Annotated in this window: 17 protein-coding genes; 5 read left to right on the top strand and 12 right to left on the bottom strand. The window is 68.2% G+C overall.

The genetic code is table 11. The annotated features are described in order from the left end of the window. Nucleotides 1–96: 96 nt before the first annotated feature. The 4 genes from ANAE109_RS16755 to ANAE109_RS16740 all read left to right on the top strand — a co-directional run bounded on the left by ANAE109_RS16755 (nt 97) and on the right by ANAE109_RS16740 (nt 5601). A complete protein-coding gene (locus tag ANAE109_RS16755; RefSeq protein ID WP_143828005.1) occupies nt 97–2646 on the top strand; it encodes a glycoside hydrolase family 3 C-terminal domain-containing protein in 2550 nt (849 codons plus the stop codon). Between the two features lie 210 nt (nt 2647–2856). Further along, on the top strand, nt 2857–3963 hold the full coding sequence (locus ANAE109_RS16750) for an alginate lyase family protein (protein ID WP_158305905.1): 1107 nt from the start codon (nt 2857–2859) through the stop codon (nt 3961–3963). Between the two features lie 439 nt (nt 3964–4402). After that, nucleotides 4403–4924: an Rrf2 family transcriptional regulator gene (locus ANAE109_RS16745; protein WP_012098076.1), complete on the top strand. Its 522-nt coding sequence runs from the start codon at nt 4403–4405 to the stop codon at nt 4922–4924. A gap of 44 nt (nt 4925–4968) precedes the next feature. Further along, a complete protein-coding gene (locus ANAE109_RS16740; RefSeq protein ID WP_012098075.1) occupies nt 4969–5601 on the top strand; it encodes a bifunctional 2-polyprenyl-6-hydroxyphenol methylase/3-demethylubiquinol 3-O-methyltransferase UbiG in 633 nt (210 codons plus the stop codon). Nucleotides 5602–5809: 208 nt separating this feature from the next. Here ANAE109_RS16740 and ANAE109_RS16735 read toward each other — a convergent pair whose 3' ends face one another. The 9 genes from ANAE109_RS16735 to ANAE109_RS16695 all read right to left on the bottom strand — a co-directional run bounded on the left by ANAE109_RS16735 (nt 5810) and on the right by ANAE109_RS16695 (nt 13106). Continuing rightward, nucleotides 5810–6787 carry a hypothetical protein gene (locus tag ANAE109_RS16735; RefSeq protein ID WP_012098074.1) on the bottom strand — a complete coding sequence of 326 codons (978 nt, stop codon included), beginning with the start codon at nt 6785–6787 and terminating at the stop codon, nt 5810–5812. Between the two features lie 102 nt (nt 6788–6889). Continuing rightward, a complete protein-coding gene (locus tag ANAE109_RS16730) occupies nt 6890–7573 on the bottom strand; it encodes a hypothetical protein (protein ID WP_143828004.1) in 684 nt (227 codons plus the stop codon). A 23-nt stretch (nt 7574–7596) separates the two neighbouring features. Further along, nucleotides 7597–7947, bottom strand: a complete 351-nt coding sequence (locus tag ANAE109_RS16725) for a DsrE/DsrF/TusD sulfur relay family protein (RefSeq protein WP_012098072.1) — start codon at nt 7945–7947, stop codon at nt 7597–7599. Then, nucleotides 7944–8681 carry a DUF5714 domain-containing protein gene (locus ANAE109_RS16720; RefSeq protein WP_012098071.1) on the bottom strand — a complete coding sequence of 246 codons (738 nt, stop codon included), beginning with the start codon at nt 8679–8681 and terminating at the stop codon, nt 7944–7946. The genes ANAE109_RS16725 and ANAE109_RS16720 overlap by 4 nt, the downstream gene beginning before the upstream one ends. A 110-nt stretch (nt 8682–8791) precedes the next feature. Beyond that, the gene (locus ANAE109_RS16715) at nt 8792–9526 is read right to left on the bottom strand and encodes a class I SAM-dependent methyltransferase (RefSeq protein WP_012098070.1); all 735 of its coding nucleotides are present in this window, start codon (nt 9524–9526) and stop codon (nt 8792–8794) included. Next, entirely contained in the window at nt 9523–10203 is a 681-nt protein-coding gene (locus ANAE109_RS16710; protein ID WP_012098069.1) for a metalloregulator ArsR/SmtB family transcription factor, read from the bottom strand. Before ANAE109_RS16710 ends, ANAE109_RS16715 begins: the two co-directional genes overlap by 4 nt. A 568-nt stretch (nt 10204–10771) precedes the next feature. Beyond that, nucleotides 10772–11671 carry a transposase gene (locus ANAE109_RS16705; RefSeq protein ID WP_041448439.1) on the bottom strand — a complete coding sequence of 300 codons (900 nt, stop codon included), beginning with the start codon at nt 11669–11671 and terminating at the stop codon, nt 10772–10774. Between the two features lie 150 nt (nt 11672–11821). Further along, nucleotides 11822–12196 carry a VOC family protein gene (locus ANAE109_RS16700; protein WP_234945166.1) on the bottom strand — a complete coding sequence of 125 codons (375 nt, stop codon included), beginning with the start codon at nt 12194–12196 and terminating at the stop codon, nt 11822–11824. Nucleotides 12197–12353: 157 nt separating this feature from the next. Then, entirely contained in the window at nt 12354–13106 is a 753-nt protein-coding gene (locus ANAE109_RS16695) for an SDR family NAD(P)-dependent oxidoreductase (RefSeq protein WP_012098066.1), read from the bottom strand. A 112-nt stretch (nt 13107–13218) separates the two neighbouring features. Here ANAE109_RS16695 and ANAE109_RS16690 point away from each other — a divergent pair, with 112 nt between their 5' ends. Beyond that, nucleotides 13219–13893 (top strand): TetR/AcrR family transcriptional regulator, encoded by a 675-nt coding sequence (locus tag ANAE109_RS16690; protein ID WP_012098065.1) that lies wholly within the window; start codon nt 13219–13221, stop codon nt 13891–13893. Nucleotides 13894–13966: 73 nt separating this feature from the next. Here ANAE109_RS16690 and ANAE109_RS16685 read toward each other — a convergent pair whose 3' ends face one another. The 3 genes from ANAE109_RS16685 to ANAE109_RS16675 all read right to left on the bottom strand — a co-directional run bounded on the left by ANAE109_RS16685 (nt 13967) and on the right by ANAE109_RS16675 (nt 15830). After that, a complete protein-coding gene (locus tag ANAE109_RS16685) occupies nt 13967–14440 on the bottom strand; it encodes a VOC family protein (RefSeq protein ID WP_012098064.1) in 474 nt (157 codons plus the stop codon). Nucleotides 14441–14616: 176 nt separating this feature from the next. Further along, nucleotides 14617–15057 (bottom strand): Ohr family peroxiredoxin, encoded by a 441-nt coding sequence (locus tag ANAE109_RS16680; RefSeq protein WP_012098063.1) that lies wholly within the window; start codon nt 15055–15057, stop codon nt 14617–14619. Nucleotides 15058–15215: 158 nt separating this feature from the next. Next, a complete protein-coding gene (locus ANAE109_RS16675; protein ID WP_012098062.1) occupies nt 15216–15830 on the bottom strand; it encodes a dihydrofolate reductase family protein in 615 nt (204 codons plus the stop codon). Nucleotides 15831–15836: the final 6 nt, after the last annotated feature.

Below are 15836 nucleotides of genomic sequence, written 5' to 3'. Positions count from 1 at the left end.
CGAACGCTCCGCGCGAGACGACTTCACAAGGAGTGCGCGCCTAGTCCCGGGCCGGCGCGCACGCGACGCGGGCGAGCGACGACGCGCGTCCAACGCGTGGACGCGGCGGGGCAGGTCACGGGCGCGGTCGAGCGGCCAAAGGGTGAGGGGCACATCATGTGGAGTGAATTGCGTGCAGTGACCGTGGTCGGTCTTCTGTCGTTGGGCGTGAGTTGCGGCCGAAGCGTCGATGCTGAGTCCGGGGCGCAGCAGTCCGGTCTCCCCTGGATGAACACCAGCCTCACCGCTGAGCAACGCGCGGACCTGCTCATCCCGCAGATGACGCTCGAGCAGAAGGTCCAGCAGATCTCCAACGACACGCGGCCTGCGGAGAAGGACGAGAATCGGCCGCCGGGCTGTGAGTTCACGCAGATCGCCCGCCACATCCAGGGCATTCCCGAGCTCGCGATCCCGACCGTCCGCATGATCAACGGCGGGACGGGCGTGCGCGGCGGAAGCTGCCTCCCGGAGCCCGTGGCGACGGCAGTGCCGTCCACGCCAGCGAGCGCGGCCACGTTCAACCCAGAGCTCAACCGTCAGCTCGGCGAGGTGCTCGGCGCCGAGGCGCGGAGCGTCGGGCACCAGGTGATGCTCGCGCCCGGAATGAACCTCCATCGCCACCCATTCGGTGGACGCAACTACGAATATCAGAGTGAGGATCCGTACCTGTCCGGCGTGATGGCCACCGAGCAGATCAAGGGCATCCAGGCCCACGGCATTCACGCGAACGCGAAGCACTTCGCCGCGAACGAGCAGGAATCCCAGCGCCGTCAGATGGCGACGGTCGTGCCGCCGCGCGCGCTGCACGAGCTCTACCTGCTGCCCTTCGAGATGTCGGTCCGGGACGCTCAGCCAGCGTCGATCATGTGCGCCTTTCCGGAGATCAACGGCGTCTCCGCATGCTCGAACGAGGATCTGCTCAAGACGACGCTCCGCGAGCGCTGGGGGTTCCAGGGATACGTGATGTCCGACCGGCGAGCCGTGCACGACGTCGCGCCGTCGATCAAGGCCGGGGTGGACTGGGAGCTTTCCCACATCACGCCGCTGCACTACTCGCTCGAGCCACAGCGCGGACAGCGCGGGAACCCGGGGAGCGAAGGCATCAGGGCCGCCCTGGACGCGGGCACCATCACCGTCGGCGACATCGACCAGATGCTCCGGCGTCGTTACGTCCAGATGTTCAAGTTCGGCCACTTCGACACCGACTTCGACGCGCTCTACGGGTCCCCGGTCGACTTCGTCGCCCACGCGGCGGTGGCTCGCGAGCTCGCGGAGCAGGGCATCGTCCTGCTCAAGAACGAGCAGGGCTTCCTGCCGCTCGAACCCAAGGAGATCCGGTCGATCGCGCTCATCGGCGCGGAGTGGTTCGCCGGCCAGGCGAAGCTGCCCCCCCGGTCCATTCGCGCGGACAACGTAGGGGTCGTCGCGCCCTTCACTGTGAGTCCGCAAGAGGGGCTGGAGCACGTCCTCATCACGCTGGGCTCCCCGGCCACGGTCACCTACGACAGCGCCGGCGGTACCGGCAAGAAGGAGGACCGGGAGAGGGCCATCGAGCTCGCAAGGAAATCCGACGTCGTGATCGTCATGGTGGGCGACAACCCGCACGAGCTGTGCGACCGGGAGACCTTGAGCTTGCCGGTCATTCCTCCCGCGGATCCGAACTTCTGCGCGTACGACGAGCTGGAGGAGGGCGAGTACGTCCTGCAGCGGCCGGAGAGAGGCGAGGGGACGCAGCAGGAGATGCTCATGGCGGAGCTGTCGGCGGATCCAGAGGTCGCGAAGAAGACGGTGGTCGTCCTCAAGACCGAGGGCATGGTCCTCATGCCGTGGCTCGACAAGGTGCCGGCGCTCGTCGAGGCCTGGTACCCGGGGCAGTCGGACGGCCTCGCGGTCGCGAACATCCTCTTCGGCTTGCGCAATCCCTCGGGGAAGCTGCCCATGACGTTCGGCAACTCGGAAAGGGAAGCCGCTCACGAGACGACGGCGCAGTTCCCCGGGCTGTGGGTCGGCCCGCCGCACTGGCTGGCGACCCCGTCGAACAGCAACGAGCCGGGCGGAGATCCTTCGCCGACGCTGGAGGGCCAGAAGCGGTTCTCCGCGCAGTACAGCGAGGGGCTGCAGGTGGGGTACCGGTGGTACGAGGCCAACAACGTGAAACCCGTGTTCCCGTTCGGCTTCGGCCTGTCGTACACGACGTTCGCGTACGCTGACCTATCGGTTCAAACGGTCGCCGGCCCGCAGGGCCAGAACGTCCTGAACGTCTCCTATAGGATCACGAACACGGGGACGCGGCAGGGCGCGGAGGCCTCGCAGGTCTACCTCACGCTGCCGCCGGAGGCGGGTCAGCCCTCGAAGCGGCTCGTCGGTTTCCAGAAGGTCGATCTCATGCCCGGCGAGAGCCGGCAGGTGACCGTCACCGTCGACGAGTCCGCGGCCAACCATCCGCTCTCGTACTGGGTGCCCGAGAAAGACGTTCCCGAGCCGGGCTGGGGACGGGGCGAGTGGAGAACGGCTCCAGGCAGCTACACCGTGCACGTCGGGACGTCGTCCGCGGAGACCCCGCTCCAGCAGGCGGTCTCCGTCGCTGCGGGGGTGCCGCGCCGGTAAGTGGGCGACCACGCCGCCGCCTCCAGCTCGTGGACGGGGCGGCGTGGTGCGGCGCTGGCGGAGCGGATAAGGGAACAGGCGATGTGGAAGGCTCTACATGTGGCGATGGTGCTGGGTGTCCTCTCCCTCGCCGGGAGCTGCGATCGCGCGCGCAGTGGCCCCGCCGCCGATGGCGAGCCCACCCCGCCATCCGCGAGCCCTCGGCTCCTCATGATCGACGGGGCGCACGTCTCGCGGGTGCGGGACAGCTTGCGCCGGGGAGAACCGCAGTACAGGGAGGCGCTCGCCGCGCTCGAAGCAGATGCAGGCCGCGCGCTGGCGCTGCCGCCGGTATCCGTGACGGACGAGCCCGTCGTCCCGCCGAGCGGCGACAAGCACGACTACATGAGTCAGGCGCCGTACTGGTGGCCCGACCCGTCGAAGCCGGACGGCTTGCCGTACGTCGAGCGTGACGGGGAGCGAAACCCCGAGATCGACCGCATCACCGATCGGCAGAACCTCGAACGCCTCACCCGCAACGTCTCGACACTCGGGCTTGCGTATTACCTGACCGGCCGGGAGGAGTTCGCGGAGCAGCTGGCGCGGTTCGTCAGGGTCTGGTTCCTGGACGAGGCGACGCGGATGAACCCACACCTCGAATTTGCACAGGGCGTCCCGGGTGTCGCCGAAGGGCGCGCCGCCGGCATCATCGAGAGTCGGTTTCTGCCGACCATCATCGACGGCGTGATGCTGGTAGAGGGCTCGCCGGCGTGGACGGCGTCGGACGAGGAGGCGTTCGAGGAGTGGATGCGCTCATACCTGGAGTGGCTCCTCACGAGCCAGAAGGGCCGCGTGCAGGCGAACCGGGGTAACAACCAGGAGACCTGGTATCGAGTGCAAGTCGTCGCGCTCGCCCTCTACACGGGGGAGACCGAGGCGGCGCGGACGGCGCTCCTGGATGGGCAGGCGGGGATCGCGGGGCAGTTCGAACCGGACGGCAGCCAGCCACGCGAGCTCAGCCGCACGCGCGCCTGGGACTACAGCGTCTTCAACCTCACTGCGTACATGCACCTCGCGGCGCTCGGCGAGCGGCTGGACGTGGACCTGTGGAACTTCCGCACCCCGACGGGGAGCTCGCTGCGGCAAGGGGTCGAGTACCTCGTGCCGTTCGCGACGGGCGAGGAGCCCTTTCCGCACGAGCAGATCACGGAGTTCCGTCCTTCCGCCCTTCACCCCGTCCTCCGCCGGGCAGCAGTCGGCTTCAAGGAACCCAGGTACCGCGAGCTGGCGAGAGAGATCGGCGGCGGGACGCGACGACTGGAGTTGACGCTCCCCTGACGCGGGCGCGATCGCGTTCGTGCCAGCGTTCTGAGCGCTCTGGCGCCCTCGTGACGCTGCCGACATGAGAAGCCGCCGCCCGGACAGATCACGCGAAAGGCGCGCCGTCGCCGAGCTGAATGGAGCCGTGTCGGCGGTCCAGACCCGCGGCGCACGGCTCCCGGATCAGGTGCTGGTCTTCTCAGGGGTGGAGGCGCGTTCGAGGAAGTGAGTCGGGAGCACATCGTTCAACACGACCGGGTTGCATCGCGTAACTTCGGATGATACCTTTTCGTCCTGAAGAGACGACTCACCGCGGAGGCGCCACACGCGAAGACGCAGCGGCACCGTCGTTGTAAGAGCCGCCACCGGATCCGTCGCCGAGCTGCCCCCGCTTGATGTGCTCGCTGGAAACTTGAACGGAGGACCTCCTGAACGCTCCGTCCTCGAAGGCTCGGCGATGAGGACCGACACTCGCCTGTCGCGCGTACTGCACGTGCTCATGCACATGGCGCGCAGCAATGGGCCATTCACCTCGGAACACATGGCCGAGATGCTGGGCACCAATCCCGTCGTCGTGCGCCGAATGATGGGCGCGGTGAGGGAAGCTGGCTACGTGCGTGCGGAGAAGGGCCGTGGCGGAGGCTGGACGATAGCGTGTGACCTGGGCACGACGACGCTGAGAGATGTCTACCAGGCCGTCGGCAGCCCGACGCTGTTCGCGATTGGAAGCGGCGGCTCCAATTCCTCGTGTGCGGTGGAACGTGCGGTAAATGGCGCGTTGAGAGACGCGGTGCGCAGCGCACAGGAGTTGCTACTCGCGCGCCTCGGGCAAGTCACCTTGGCGGATCTTGCCGCGGCCTTCGAGCAGGTCTGCAAGGACACGGGTCATTCGACCGCGGCGACGAGGACCGAACGCCGCACGAGCACTCTACGATCGAAGCTGCGTACGAAATCCGGGCGCGTCCCACACCCAGCCTAGCGCCCCCGCAGAGGTTCGGCTCGGAATCCTCAGGAGGAACGGCCATGCCGCAACAGAGTCCAAACGCGTTCTGGGAACAGCGATACTCGGCCGCCGGGAAGATCTGGTCGGGACGGGTCAATGCAGTGCTCGAGAAGATCGCAGCCGGCCTCACGCCAGCGCGGGCGCTCGACATCGGTAGCGGCGAAGGCGCCGACGTCCTCTGGCTCGCCTCGAGAGGCTGGGACGCGACCGGCGTCGAGATCTCCGCCACTGCCGTTCTCCGTTCAGAGGCGGCCGCTCGAGCCCAGAAGCTGGTGGAGCGAGCGCACTTCGAGGTCCAGGACCTCAGCCGTTGGACGCCCTCTCACCACTACGACCTGGTGACCGCATCGTTCTTCCAGTCGCCCGTCGAGCTGAATCGCACCGGCATCCTCAGGCGCGCCGCATCAGCGGTCGCCGAGGGCGGACACCTGCTCGTCACCTCGCACGCGGCACCGCCGTCGTGGTCTCGCATGGCTGAGGATCCTGCCGATCCCACGAAGTTTCCTCGTCCCCAGTCCGAGGTCGAGAGCCTCGGTCTCGATGGTGGGGGCTGGCAACTCCTCATCGCAGAGATCTGGGAGCGCCCCGGACGAGGGCCGGAGGGGCAGGAGGCGACCATGAAGGACACCGTGGTTCTGGCTCGTCGTCGGTAGCCCGCTCGCCAGCGGTCACGAGAAATGCTCACGTTCAGGCGACGGCCACCGCTTTCACGCAACGGTTTGCAACGAGGAACTTGCGCATGACCAAGCCATACACGATGGCAGCCAGATAGACGCTCAGGTAATTGAGGGCCGACAGCGCAGTGTACTGGTAGAAGAACCCATACACATATACTCCCAGGACCTGGGAGCCCACGAACGCTCAGACGAAACCCCACTGCGCCGGAGCGAACGGGCTCTTCACGAAGTAGCTCGTGAGGTAGTCCCTGATGACGTAGATCGCGCCCAGGCCCCAGACGACGGCCAAGACGTAAGAGGCGGCAATGAGCGTGGAGTGCGGCCCGGAACCCGCCGCAGCCGGTTCCAGGTAGCCGGCAATCCTGTACGCGGAAAGCCCGAACAGGCACGCGATGGGCACGATGAGGAAGAACCCGGGCATCACCGGGTGCGCGGGCAGCTGCCCTGCCTTGAAATGGTGAAAGGTCAGGTATCCGACCTTGTACAGGAGAATGACGCCGCCCACTCCGAGGGTGAACAAGGTCGCTGCACCCGCCATCTCCACGACGAGGTCGTTCTTGGCCATGGCCACGATGCCCGAACCCGTCAGGGCGACCAGGCCGAAGGCGAAGGCGTCGAGCAGCCAGACGAAGTTGAACTTGGTCCGGTCGATCCCGGGCGCGAACCAGGTCCTGCCGAAGGTCACTTCCAGGACGATGAGGGCCGTGAGAAGGAGGGCGAAGATGATGAGGGACGGCAGCATCATCGCCTGCATGTGCGAGGACATCTGCGGGACGAAGAAGCTGAACGGTGCCCAGACCACGTTCACCGTCATGGATAGCGAACCCACGATGGCGAAGATGCCGGCGTTCTGGTTTGCCTGGGCGTTGCTCCTGAAGGCCGTGTAGGCACCCGGCTCCCTCAGCCACTTGACCAGTCGATGGAGGAAGTAGGCCGTCAGCCCGAAGTTCAGAAGCGTGAAGGCCAGCATCACGAGCACCAAGGGCACATAGAGCGCCACGTGGGGCCGGGACATGCTGCCCCAGGAGATGTCGTGAAGCGCGATGGGGCCCTTCCCGTGTGGGATGGCGAAGTGCAGGTAGTTGAAGGCCATGAGGGCCACACCGCCGGCTGCGAGCGACGCCTGAAAGAGCAGCGGATGAAACTTGATGCTGAGCTTCACGGGGGTGGCTCTCCTCGAGCTAGATGCAGGTGGAATTGCTGCGACTCGCCAACCAGTCCCGCCGCCGCTCTCGACCTCGCCCGGAGATCAGCACGTGAACCGTCAACCGGGAATGGCGGGTTTCGGCGCGAGGACGAACTTCTTCGCACGGAGCAGCGTCCGCGCGTTCAGCTCGAGCAACACGTCCTCGGTCGCGCGGCGCCAAACCTCGCCGCGGCGCTTCCAGGTGGCGTGCAGAGCGAGGCGCGGGGTGAGGGGGAGGGTGATCTCGACGCCCGAGGCGTGCAGCTCCATGCCTTGGACGAGCCCGTCGTCCGTCGGGAACGCAACGTGGAACGGCGCGCTCGACGAGACGAAGTAGTCGGGTGCGTCGGCCTCCCAGAATACCCACCCCATGTCCCGCATCACGCCGACGAGCTCGTCGTAGCCGCGCCGTGCTTCGTCCTCGCCGAGCTGACCGAAGCCCGAGGAAAGGCGGATGCCGAGGAGGGCGAAGAACGAGGCGAGCACGTCGCGCTCGGTGGGTTCCAGGGCGCCGCGACGCGAGAGCTTCCCCGCGACGAGGCGGGCGGATTCGGATTCGACCTCCGCGAGCAGCCGCTCCAGGTCGTCGTTCTTGTGGAGCGCGGGTTCGTCCACCTCGTTGAAGTGCCGGCTCGTGCCGTCCGGCTCGAGGCGAGCCGCCTGGAAGACGCCGATCACGGGCCGGTGCACCCACACCAACCCATCTCTCTCGTCGGGATCGACGAACGCCTCTACATACGAGCGTGGGAGGAAGCGGCGCACGGGAACGTCTCGAGAGCGTCGGCCTAGAACACGATGACCTTGTCGGCCGCCACCGTGAGCTGTGCCAGCTCGTCCAGCGTGCTTCGCCTCGCCCCTTCGGCCATCTCGGCTTCCTTGAGACCACGGGCCTCCATGCAGCTACCGCACAGCAGGACGCGCCCGCGGCGCAGGACGGGCTTCAGCATGCGCTCGAGGTTGTAGTAGCCGTTTGGGGTCGTCTGGCCCGACTTCGCGCAGGAGACCGCGTCGCCCATGAGGAAGACGTCGACCTCCGCCTGCTCGTGCTTCGTGACGAGGTTGCCGGCGAGGCGAAGGCCGTTGTACGAGCGCTCGGTGCCGTACGGCGGGTCGTTCAGGATGATGAGGAATTTCACGCGTCCTCCGGTGCAGGTGTGTTCGTTTCCGGCAGGGTCACGGCGTCCCTGCGCTGCCCCTCATGCGACTTCCTCGACGACGGCGAGGCGCGCGCCTGCCGCTGCGGTCTCGCGCCCGGCGGGAAGTAGCGGCACGCCTCGCGATTGCAGAGCTTGTTCGCCTCGGAGAGCGGGCACTCCACCCGCGCGCTCGCCGAAGCGAGCGTCACGCCAAGCGCGGCATTGAAGTAACTGGTCGCGGTCTCGAGCACGCCGTAGACGCTGCGCTTGCAGCAGCGGTTTCCGGTTCCGCTCGCGATCTGGAGCATCGCCTGACCCGTCAGCGCGTGGGCCCGCGCGCGCCCCGGCGCGTGCGCCGCCTTGATCGTGTTCCCCTCGATGACGCTCACGGCGATGCCGCAGGCGATCGCGGCCGCGTCCGCGCCGAACCCGGCGCAGAAGCCGCCGGGGATGCTGCCCCCGCGCTGGATGGCGGCATCGATCCTGTGGGCCGCGTCCGCGCCGGTGGCGTTCCTCCACGCCGTCACGAGGACGGCGGCCACGAGCGGGTGGTGCGCTTGCCCCGCGACCGGAAAGTTCGGGTGAGCCATGATCGCCTGCGCCATGTCGAGCGGGCTCGTCGACGTCGCGTGCGCGCAGTAGCGGCGGATCAGCTCAGCGTGATCGAGCCCTGCGCAGGCCGGACACACGCGCGTATTCGTCTTCGACGGCTCGTTGCAGACGAGACAGTTCATCTGCGTGGTGTCTCCTCGAGGGCTCGGGGCCGTTCGCCCGGGCGCGACCGCGTCGGGGTGTTATCAGCTACTCAAGCGAGTAGTTGATTAGCACCCCGTTCGAGAGGACGTCAACCTCGGCGCCCGTCCTGCGCCGTCCCTTGCGGGGGGAAAGCGGTCGGCTTCTCCGCTCGAAGCGCTACGAACGCAGCCCCGACCGTGGTGGCGCGTCCGAGCCACGGGTCCAAGGGAGCGAGGGCGGCCGCAGCGATCGTCAGCGGTGGGTGGAACACCGCCCCCCAAACCCGACCCGGGACGAGCCCCGCGCGTTCCGCCAGGCGTCTCAAGCCGCGAGGCGTCCAGAAGCGGGTGCGGCGCCAGATCGAGGAGGGTCTGAACAGCGCCCTGGCGCGCCGCCACGCGGCCCATGCGCTCCAGTGGCCGAGCTCGCCGATGACGAGCCGTCCCCCCGGTCGAAGCACGCGGGCGATCTCGGACATCGCGCGGTCGGGCTCAGGGACGAAGCAGAGCGCCGTCACCGCGATGACGCGGTCGAAGGCGGCGTCCTCGAACGGCAGCGCCTGCGCGTACCCTCGCACGAGCCGGAGGCGCTCGCCGCAATCTCGCGCAGCGCGGCGGGCGGCCCCGAGCGCGGCGGCGGAAGGGTCGAGCGCCGTCACACGTGCGCTCTGCCTCGCAAGAGCGACCGCGTAGGCACCGTCGCCCGCGCCCACATCGAGGACGTCGACGGTCGCGGGCTCGCCGACGAGGTCGAGGACCGCGGCCCGTTCGAGCCGCTCCGTGATCCTGCCGAGCCTGCTCGCGCGCCACGCGGCGTAGTCGAGCGGCGTCGCGCCGCTGCTCACACCGTCTTCGCCTCGAGGGGGAGGCCGAGCGCCGCCCAGTCGAGGATCCCCTCCTCGAGCCGTACGGCCTTGAACCCCTTGCGGCGCAGGAGCTTCACCGCCTCGACCGAGAGCACGCAGTACGGTCCTCGGCAATACGCGACGACCTCGCGGCGGCGCGGGAGCTCCGAGATCCGTTTCGCGAGCTCGGGCAGGGGAACCGACAGCGCGCCAGGGATGTGGGCGGCCTCGTATTCCTCGGGCGGCCGGACGTCGAGGAGGGTCACCTCGCCGTTCTTGACTCTCTTTCGCAACGCCGCCTCATCGACCGGCTCGAGGAGCGCGTTGTCGGCGAGGAACTCGCGCGTCGTCTTCGATACTTCTGCGAGCCGCGTCTCCGCGACGGCTCGGAGCGACAGGAGCAGCTCGCCTACCTTCGGGTCCGCGAGGCGGTAGGTGACGAAGAGGCCCTCCTTCGTCGATTCGAGGAGTCCCGCGTTACGGAGGACCTGGAGGTGCGCGGACGTGTTCGCGAGGCTCATGTCTGCCATCCGCGAGAGCGCCTCGACCGTGCGCGGCCCCTGCGCGAGGAGCTCGACAAGCTCGATCCGGTGGGGGCTCGCGAGCGCCTTGCCGACGCGGGCGAACTGCTCGTAGATCGCGTTCTTGAAGCGGCGGGCAGGGGTCTCGGTGGTCACCTCGCACTCCTCCTGTCGGCTGGCGACGCAGGACGGCGCCGCTCGTCCCCTCGGGCGCCGCTCCCCTCAACGGGGGCGCGAGGATCCGCAGTTTGCGCGTGCCGAGGGCGCGGACACCTAATCAACGAATATTGAGACTAGTGGAGAGGGCCATGCTCTTCAAGCCGTGCAGCACATCACGAGGGTCATGGCCTGTCCCGGGCGCCCCGCCGAGAGTAACCGGTCCGGGCGCCCCGCCGAGAGTAACCGGACCGCGAGGTCTGACGGGGGGCGCCCCGCCGCGGGCGCCCCGCCGGGGGGCCCCGCCGAGAGTAACCGGTCCGCGAGGCCTGACGGCGGGGGGGCCCCGCCCGAGCGCCCCGCCGAGAGTAACCGGTCCGCGAGGCCTGACGGGGCGACTCTGATGTGCGCAAGAGGGCGTGCTGGCGACCAACCGAGTGACCGTGAGTACCGGTCGGATCGATCGGGAGCGCCTCAAATCACTCCCAGGCGCTCGTCGGCGCTTGCATGGCGGCACCGGAAGCGAGCGCGACCGAGTTCGTCTTGGGCTGATCGGGCGCGAATCGAGCTACGCAGCGCCGGCGCACTGCACGCCGTGCATGATGCGGAGGAGGTAGGTGCCCGCCGGAAATTGCACGTTCGGCGCGCCCGAGCGACGCGCGGTCCAGGCCTGCCGGTACTCACGCAGGAAGGTCTTCACGCGGGAGATCGCCTCGATCCGCCTCCACTTGTCGCGGGCGGCGATCCGCGGCCTGAGCGCGAAGCGTGGCTCCCCGCGCGGCGGACGCGAGAACGGGTTCTGGGCGAGTACGCGCGCAGCCCCGAGAAACCTGCGGCGCTCCGACGCGAGCTCCCGCTGGTGCTTCTCCTCGAGGTCGCCGAGCGCCTCCGACACGAGCGCCCGGAAGTCCTCCGCCGAAGCGAAACCGGGAGGGACGGTCAGCTCGAGCTCCGCGACGTCGGGCATGTAGCTCTTCGGGTCGAAGAAGACCGTAGGCCTCCGCGCCGAGAGTCTCGTGCCGGCGAGCTGCGCGGGCGCGGTCCAGAGGCCTGGCCACTCGGCTCCGCGGCGGACGAGACCGGCGGCGACCGGGTTCGCGAGCACGTACGCAGTCTTGGCGACGACGTCTCCCGGATCGAGCGGCTCGACCGCGCTGTAGCTTCCGTCGGTGGCCCAGAAGCCCTCGAAGCGGCCCAGATGCGCGTTCACTGCTCGTGCGACGAGGGAGTCGAGGTACTGCATGAACGCGGGGAGCCGGCCGTGAGGGTCGGTGACGACCAGGTGCGCGTGGTTCGAGAGGACGCAGAACGCGTGGACGAGCAGCCCGTAGCGGCGCGCAGCGACCGCGAGGACGTAGAGGAAGATCTCGTTCACGACACGACTCGGGCGCAGGAAGAAGCGTCGCTCCGAGCAGCGGCGCGTCACGAGGTAGGTGGTTCCAGGCAAGACGCGACGAGGCGAGGTCACGGGACGACGGTAGGCAGGGGCCGTGCCGCGCCCGTCTGTTGTCATCACGAAGACTTACACGATCCGGAAACGGCCGCGGGACGGTCGGTGGTTCGCGCGGCGGTACTGTCGGTCGGGGCGTGCGGCGGTACTGTCGGTCGGGGCGTGAAGTCACTGCGCCTCGTGACAGACAGCCTCGATGTTGTGACCGTCCGGATCGAGCACATAGGCGCCGTAGTAGTTCGGGTGGTATTGCGGCCTCAAGCCCGGCGCACCGTTGTCCCTGCCGCCTGCTGCGATGGCTGCCTCGTAGAAGGCATCCACCGCTGCGCGCGAGGACACGCGAAATGCGACGTGGATGGGCGGCCTGTTCGCATCCCCCTGGCTGATCCAGAAGTCGGATCCGTCGGCGTGACAGAAGCCGGCGGTCTGCGCATGGTCATCCTGCGCGGCAGGCAGCTCCACCAGCCGCGAATGGCCGGTCTGCGCCAGCGCCTGCAGGTAGAAGGCCTTGCTCTTCGCGTAGTCGCTGACGATGACGCTCACGTGATCGATCATCGGAACTCCATTCGGTTGCAGCGTGAACCAGCTCCTCTCGGCAGATGCCGCGGATCGGAACGCCGGCGGCTCGCGACTCTGAAGTGACGAGTCGGGCCCGCCGCCGGGGCCCGCCTCGGATGCCGGAGTGGCCTCGGAGGTCCGCTCAGGCCTGGCCGCCGGACACGTGGATCGTCTCGCCGGTGATCCAGCCCGAGTCGCTCGAGGCCAGGAAGACGGCGACCGGCCCGATGTCGCCCGGCTGGCCGATCCGGCCGAGCGGCGTTTCTGCCTCGACATGCTTGCGGAGGTCGCTCTCCGCCAGGCCGGCCGCGTGGAAGCCTTCGGTCTCGATCATGCCGGGGTTGATCGAGTTGACGCGGATCCGCCGCGGTCCCAGCTCCTTGGCCAGCGACCGGGTGACCGTGTCGACGGCCGCCTTGGTGGCGCTGTAGACGGAGGCGGTGGGCGGAGCCTGTGTGGCGACGACCGAGCTGACGTTGATGATGCTGCCTCCCTCCGGGCCCAGGTACCGCAGCGCCTCCTGCGTGGTGAGGAGCAGCCCGAGGACGTTGATGTCGAACTGCCTGTGGAAGTGCTCCGCGGTCACCTCCTCGATGGGAGCGAACTCGAAGACGGCCGCGTTGTTGACGAGGATGTCCACCCGGCCGAAAGCTCTCTTCGCCTCGTCGAACAGGCGCTCGACGTCCGCGCGCCTGGCCACGTCGGCCTGAACGGCGACCGCCTTGCCCCCGCGGCGCTCGACCTGGGCCACCACCTTGTCGGCGCCCTCCCTGCTGGTTGAGTAGTTGACGACGACCGCTGCGCCCTCGGCGGCCAGGTGCTGCGCGATGGAGGCGCCGATGCCCTTCGACGCGCCGGTGACGATCGCGACCTTTCCGGACAGCTTCTGCGACATGGAATGCTCCTCTGCGTGGGTGATTCTGTACTGACCGGTACACCATGCGGAGCGGCCCCCCGGCGCGTCAACTGGAAATCTGTACCCAACGGTATAAAATACGGGTTACACGATGGGACGCCCTCGCGACTTCGATGTGGATCAGGCCCTCGACAGAGCCCTCGCGGTGTTCTGGCGCAGGGGGTACGAGGGCGCGTCGCTCTCCGAGCTGACGCGGGCGATGCGGATCAACCGGCCCAGCCTCTACGCAGCCTTCGGTAACAAGGAGGCGCTCTTCCGCAAGGTGCTCGATCGCTATGCCGAGGGGCCTGCCGCGTACTTCAGTGAGGCCCTCGCCGAGCCGACCGCCGGTGCCGTCGTGGAACGGCTCTGGCGCACGGCCATCGATCGACTCGCGGACCCGCTGTCACCGCGCGGCTGCCTCATGGTGCAGAGCGCGCTGGCCTGCGGGGACGAGGCCGAGTCGGTGCGGCGGGAGGTCGCCGCCCGGCGCGCGACGGTCGTGGTCGCTCTGCGCGAGCGCTTCGAGCGCGCCGTCGCGGAGGGCGACCTGCCGGCGTCCGCGGAGCCCGCCGCGCTCGCCCGCTATGTCGCCGCGGTGAATCACGGGATGGCCATTCAGGCCGCCGATGGGGCGAGCCGCGAGGAGCTGGAGCAGGTCGCGGAGGTGGCGCTGCGCACCTGGCATGGCGAGCTCACCGCCGGTGGCCAGGCGAGGGGTCCGCCGGCCCCCGCGATCCGAGCGCGCGTGCGTCCCGCCTCGCGAGGACCCGCGCGCCAAAAATGAACGATACTTGACCGCCGCGTGCCCATCTCCTCCGCGACCGCGCCTTCAGCAGGTCGCGACGCGTGACGAAGCGTCAGCCGCGCCTCGCGGCCTCGATCGTGGCGACGTCGATCTTCTTCATGGGCATCATCGCCTCGAAAGCGCGCCTCGCTTCCTCACCTCCTGCCGCGAGCGCTTCGGTCAAGACCCGCGGCGTGATCTGCCAGGACACGCCCCACTTGTCCTTGCACCACCCGCAAGCGCTCTCCTGGCCACCATTGCCGACGATCGCGTTCCAGTAGCGATCGGTCTCCTCCTGGTCGTCGGTCGTGACCTGGAACGAGAACGCTTCGTTGTGCTTGAACTCGGGTCCACCATTCAGGCCCGCACAATGCACCCCAGCCACGGTGAACTCGACCACCAGCACGTCGCCCTTCTTCCCGCTGGGGTAGTCGCCGGGCGCGCGGACGATGCGACCCATCGCGCTGTCTGGGAAGGTCTGCGTGTAGAAGCGGGCCGCTGCTTCGGCGTCCTTGTCGTACCACAGGAAGATCGTGTTCTTGGCCATGTGCTCGTCCTCCGTCTTCGTAGCGGTGGGTTGGGATGAGGGGTAGTCGGCCAGATGACCAGGGGGCAGTGGATCGTGTCAGGTGCTAGTCGTGGCCACCGCCCGCTGCATCACGAATCGTCCAGCGCCTTCGATGGGACGACCGCCGGAAAGCGATGCCACTGGGGTGGAAGGCCTCAGTCGCCGAGGGGAGCGCCATTTACTACGAGCGCTACCTCGACGTTTCCGCGGACGGCGCTGGAGTATGGGCAGATGTCATGGGCCTTTCGTACGAGGCCGGCCGCCTGCTGCGTATCGGCGATCGATGGCAATGATATGTCGAGCTCCACGCCGAGCTTGAATCGTCCATTCTCGATCGGGATCAACGCCACCGTGGAATCGATGACGGCATCGTCGGCAGCGACGTTCATGCGCTGCCCGAGGATGCCGAGCACGGTCTCGAAACAGGCCGCGTACCCGATCGCGAACAGCTGCTCGGGATTCGTTGCGCCGCCAGGTCCGCCGAGCTCCTTCGGTAGCTGGAGCTCGACCGCGAGCTCGCCGCCCTCGATGGCTCCTCTCCCGCCTGCGCGACCGCCCGTCACCCGCGCGGTGGTGCGATATGCCGGCCTCGTCATGGTGCCTCCTGTGCTGGTTCCTCCGCGGCCGAGAGGATCTTCGAAGGGCCCCCCGCCGTGTCACGTCGACCTTCGCGCGATGCGGGATCCGGACCATCACTGCCGCGTGCAGCGACGACCGACACCGGATCGCACGAACGGATTGGGCACGAAACGATCTAGGTGCCGATCTGCCCGTACTCCGGTTTCCCGACGCGCTCCAACCGAAGGTACGTCGCGCGCTTGCCGGTCGTGACCGACTCCACCTGTTTGAGCGCCACCGGCACCGTACCGCTGCCGAAGAGCCGCTTTCCGGACCCGAGCACCACCGGGAAGATGAACAGCCGGTACTCGTCGATCAGGTCGTTCTTCAGCAGGGTCTGGAGCAGGCCGGTGCTGCCCCAGGTATGCACGGCCCGGCCCGGCTGCTGCCGGAGCCTCCGGACCTCGGCGACCACGTCGCCATTGATCAGGCTGGAGTTGTTCCAGGTGACGCGCTCGAGGCTGCGCGACACCACGTACTTTGGGCGCGAGTTGAGCGCGGTCGCGATGAGGTTGCTGGGGTCGGTCACCTTGGGCCAGTAGCTGGCGAAAATGTCGTAGGTCTTGCGCCCGAGCAGAAAGCCGTCGGCGTCGGAGATCCCCTCGGTGACCAGCCGTCCCCCATCGTCGTCGAAGTAGGGGGCCTGCCAGCCTCCGTGCGCGAAGCCACCTTCGCGGTCCTCGTCGGGGCCGCCGGGAGCCTGCATGACGCCGTCCAGGGTCACGAATGCATTCACGACGATCTTGGGCATACGCTC

The organism is Anaeromyxobacter sp. Fw109-5, from assembly GCF_000017505.1.
GTDB lineage: Bacteria > Myxococcota > Myxococcia > Myxococcales > Anaeromyxobacteraceae > Anaeromyxobacter.
This window is presented reverse-complemented; position numbering and strand designations above follow the sequence as displayed.